The organism is Cupriavidus phytohabitans (genome assembly GCF_017815025.1).
Lineage (GTDB): Bacteria > Pseudomonadota > Gammaproteobacteria > Burkholderiales > Burkholderiaceae > Cupriavidus.
Genome location: NZ_JAGIQB010000135.1, coordinates 1 through 4,177, shown reverse-complemented (window position 1 = coordinate 4,177; position 4,177 = coordinate 1). Strand labels below are relative to the sequence as shown.

At 54.2% G+C, this 4,177-nt stretch carries 2 protein-coding genes and 1 pseudogene; 1 reads left to right on the top strand and 2 read right to left on the bottom strand.

What is annotated here, in order from left to right; all coding sequences use genetic code 11:
* Positions 1–223: 223 nt before the first annotated feature.
* Together J8I34_RS33390 and J8I34_RS33385 are read right to left on the bottom strand one after the other, a co-directional pair.
* Complete coding sequence (locus J8I34_RS33390) at positions 224–949, bottom strand: IclR family transcriptional regulator (protein WP_084402729.1); 726 nt, start codon at positions 947–949, stop codon at positions 224–226.
* Positions 950–1,279: 330 nt separating this feature from the next.
* Positions 1,280–1,702, bottom strand: a pseudogene (locus J8I34_RS33385) (transposase); the annotation flags it as partial.
* Positions 1,703–2,458: 756 nt separating this feature from the next.
* On the opposite strand from J8I34_RS33385, the gene J8I34_RS33380 reads away from it, so the two are divergent.
* Positions 2,459–3,940, top strand: coding sequence for an aldehyde dehydrogenase (locus J8I34_RS33380; protein ID WP_209778317.1), 1,482 nt, complete (start codon positions 2,459–2,461; stop codon positions 3,938–3,940).
* Positions 3,941–4,177: the final 237 nt, after the last annotated feature.

Below are 4,177 nucleotides of genomic sequence, written 5' to 3'. Positions count from 1 at the left end.
GCACACACCTTTGCAAGTCCTCGCTCAGGTCCTGGCCAACCCAACTGACCGGCTCCCTGTTCAATAACCCGCAGGGTATTGCACTTCGCTCTTGAAATCGCCCAGTTCCATGGGTGATGGTGAGGTTCCGTATCGAAGCGGCTGATCGGCTACACTCAGAGGTCACAGGCTGCTTCGCACGCCAGTGCATTTTCTCAAAAAAGAATGTGAGGACTCAGCGCCATCATTCGTTCAAGCCGGTGACGCCCAATCTCGATGAGATACTCATTGCCACATCGCGTACAGGTTTCGCAAAGGTTTCCGAATAGCGAGACGTGGGCATTGTAAGTGTGACGGCGCCAGCGAGTTCTCTTGCAGCATTGAAAACAGGAGCTGATATGCCGCTGAGCTCCGATACGCGATCTCCGACTAGCATAGCAATGCCATCTTTACGAATCCGATCGTAGATTTCCCCTTGCTCACCGGAATAGGCCAGCAGTACGCGGCCGCCAGCGCCGCGATCAATAGGGAGGATCTCACCCGCCCGTATGTGATCGCGAACCAGCTGTGGGGAGTCAACGCGATAGAGGCAGAGACGGAACTCCTTTTGTCGTACATAAAATGCAGCGCTCTCCTTGGTTTGTTCTGTGAGTTCACGCAGCGCCGGCATAACGATCTCTTCGAGCGAAAATGACGACGCGTAGATTGCATAAAGACGCGCGATTTGTGGGCCGAGGCAGTAGGTCCCATCTGTTCTACGTTGAACATAGCCCTTGTGTTGCAAGGAGGCTAGCAACCTCAGTACGGTGCTTTTATAAAGCCTTGTCTGTTTCGCTATCTCAGTCAGTGAGAGCGAAGCAGATTGTGGTGTGAACACGTCAAGCAAGGACAAAGCGCGGTCCACACTTGAGGCACCTCCGGGCGCCGAATTTTCGTCATAAATTGATGTGTTTTGTGGCTTGCGTGGCATCGTTGGATAAAGAGAGATGCAGCTGTTGACCTCGTAAAGGCGGTACCTTAAACTGAATCAAATTGTCGTCATTACATGCGGAAAACCTTGCCGTGTCAACAAAATGACGCTCTTTTTTAGGTAGGAAGGTGGTGGCGCTATGGCTAGAGGGTATCTATCGAGCGACACGCACCCAGCAAATTTCGTGCTCACCTTCATGAGCGAAGAAACTAAGCTATGGAGCGAGGTTGCAAAGCAACCTACGAAAAAGTGGGGCAACTATCTTGAAGGGAATCGCTGATCAATGAGGTTTGCGGTTGATGTTGCACACGCCGTGGCTTTTCTTGCTGAAGACGGATTGCTTCCCTCTGAGGCCACTAACAGTTTCCTGGCGTACACCAGATTCGCCAGACCAAACAGGCTGAACAACTGCGTCGTGTTCTTGACCAGACCCAGGTAGCGAACCTTGCGATGTCCAAACAAGTTCTTGACGACATGGAACGAATGCTCGACCCGCGCTCAAATCTGGGCTTTGGCTCGCTCGACGGCGATCAGCAGGTCCTTGACTACTCCATTACGCATCGACTTGATCTTGGCGCGTTTGACGGCAATCTACCACTTCACGGTCTTGCCATTCATCTCCTCGCGCTTGTCCACGCCCGTGTAGCCCGCGCCGCCAAATGCATGCTCCTCGTGGCCATGCAGGAAAGCATGTGCCTGCGACACGTCCGACTCGTTGGCCGCGGCGCATACCACGTTGTGTACCAGTCCAGAGGCATCAGGTTAAGAAAAGCAATGCCTGGCATTGGAATGAATGCCCAGGTATGCAAAGGTTGAACGATCTTGCTATCTCATCTCCGCCTCGTGGCTCCAATCGCGGGAATAGCATTTGGCTGGATTCACTGTAGTGTCAGATGGGAAAGTGCCGAAGGTGGGGCGTTATTTTTTTTCTGCGGCACTAGTGGGCTGGATGGCCTCACTATGGACGCGCGGAGGGTTGTAGGGCTCTTTAGGCTGCATTTCGGTACTTAGCACCAAAGGAGAGCCGGAACGGATTCTGGTAAGCCAGACTGGAGCGACCACGACAAATCTCACATTTTGTCCGACAGCGGTGGCGGAGGCGCCGTCAATTTTTTGTGACTGAGTCGGAAACTGGAACGGCCCTTTCGGATCACACCGTGAACTGACGTAGCTTCCTCAAAGGGTTACGATTGCTCCATGATCAAGCTTTGCCAAGCCGTTCGGGCGTTGGAGGTGTTGATTCCTAAAGCCTTTGCAGACGGGGGGTGCATTGTTTAACAGGCTCGTGCGGGGACCGACCAGAAAACCATTAAAGATGGGAGCGAGGTTATAAGCGACAATCGATGCCGATCCTCCGCGTCGGGGTGATGTGCTTGACACATGAATGCGAGCAAGTGCAAGCATTGAGTCGACGCACTTGCGGTGCTGGGGACCATAGCAAGGCGCTGTCGAATGAATGAAATGCAATACCGACCAAATGCTCATTAGATAAGGGGAATTTAGATTCAAATGAAACGCTATAAATTGTTCATTGACGGCCGTTACGTCGATCCAGTAAGACTGGAGTGGTTCGATACGGTCAACCCGTACACCGGCGAGGTTTGGGCACGCATCCCTAGAGGTACAAAGGAAGACGTTGATATCGCGGTAGCCGCAGCTTCGCGTGCCCTGAAGGCGGGACCTTGGGCGATGATGACAGCCACGGCGCGCGGCAAACTAATGCGACGTCTCGGTGATCTGGTCCTTGAAAACGCCCAGCGCCTGGCAGAAACTGAGGTACGGGACAATGGCAAGGTGATGACTGAGGTGCTGAACCAGCTTCGGTCGCAGTCGGAGTGGTGGTGGTACTTCAGCGGCCTAGCTGACAAGATAGAAGGCGCTGTTGTTCCTTTGGACAGGTCCGATGCCTTTGCTTTTACCACCCACGAGCCAGTTGGCGTGGTCGCTGCCTTGACGGCCTGGAACTCACCTTTGCTTTTCGTAGCGATGAAATGCGCGCCCGCCTTGGCAGCAGGCTGCACCGTGGTCCTGAAGCCATCAGAATTTGCTTCGGCGAGCACACTGGAGTTCATGGAGTTAACCCAGCACGCCGGCTTCCCGAGTGGAGTATTCAACGTTGTCACTGGATTTGGTCCAGAGACCGGGGCTGCGTTGGTGGAACACTCTGACGTCGCTAAGGTGAGTTTTACTGGATCGGATGCCACCGGGGCAAAGGTCTACGCCGCTGCTGCAAAGTCTATGAAACGGGTTTCAATGGAATTAGGTGGTAAGTCGCCCAATATTGTGTTCGAGGATTGCGACTTCGCACAGGCAGTAAGTGGAGCTGTGTCGGGGATCTTTGCAGCGACCGGTCAAGCGTGTGTGGCAGGGTCCCGCTTGCTGGTGCAGAATAGCATCAAGGACCTTTTCGTCGATCAACTTGTCAGCATGGTTGCATTGGCGCGAGTCGGTGATCCAAACGCACCGGAGAATAGCTTCGGTCCTCTCGCAACACCGGAGCAGTATAAAAAGGTTTTGCGGTACATCGACATCGCCAAGTCAGAAGGCGCTCGCTGTGTAATAGGGGGCGAGGCTATACGGGATCTCTCTGGTGGGCAGTTTGTGCAGCCCACGGTTTTTGTCGACGTAAAGAGCGACATGCGCATCGCGCAAGAAGAGGTGTTCGGCCCCGTGCTCTCGGTCATGGGCTTCGATGACGAAGCGGACGCAGTGAGGATCGCCAATGATGTTATTTATGGGCTCGCCGCAGGAGTATGGACAGCTGATATCTCCAAGGCGCTTCGTGTATCAAAGGCGCTCAGGGTCGGCACAGTGTGGATTAACACCTATCGCGCGACGAGCTTCAACCTCCCTTTCGGTGGCATGAAGCAATCCGGTATTGGCCGTGAGAACGGTATCGAAGCTGTGAGCGAGTTCCTCGAGACCAAAAGTGTCTGGGTTTCGACTAAGGCAGGGACGCCGGCTAAGACAGTCAGCGCAAACGCGCAGTAGCAAATTGGCCTATACATAGGGAATGAGGATGAGATAAGTATCCTCCCAGTGCCTTCAGAAGGGCATCAGAGCACATGCCAGCGGAACCGGCTAATGCAGGGCAAAGCACGAGCTGCGTGCCTGTGTCGTCGTAGACATGAAGTATTCGAGCCTGGTCCGCCGGTTCCGTCGCGATAAGGAGGTAGGGGCGAGCGGGGGACGGAAAGGTGCTGCGGTTAGGCCACCAGGGAGTAGAAC

What these genes read in the sequence shown, in the direction of transcription:
- J8I34_RS33390 (WP_084402729.1), bottom strand. Translation starts at nt 949, where the DNA reads ATGCCACGCAAGCCACAAAACACATCAATTTATGACGAAAATTCGGCG.
- J8I34_RS33380 (WP_209778317.1), top strand. Translation starts at nt 2,459, where the DNA reads ATGAAACGCTATAAATTGTTCATTGACGGCCGTTACGTCGATCCAGTA.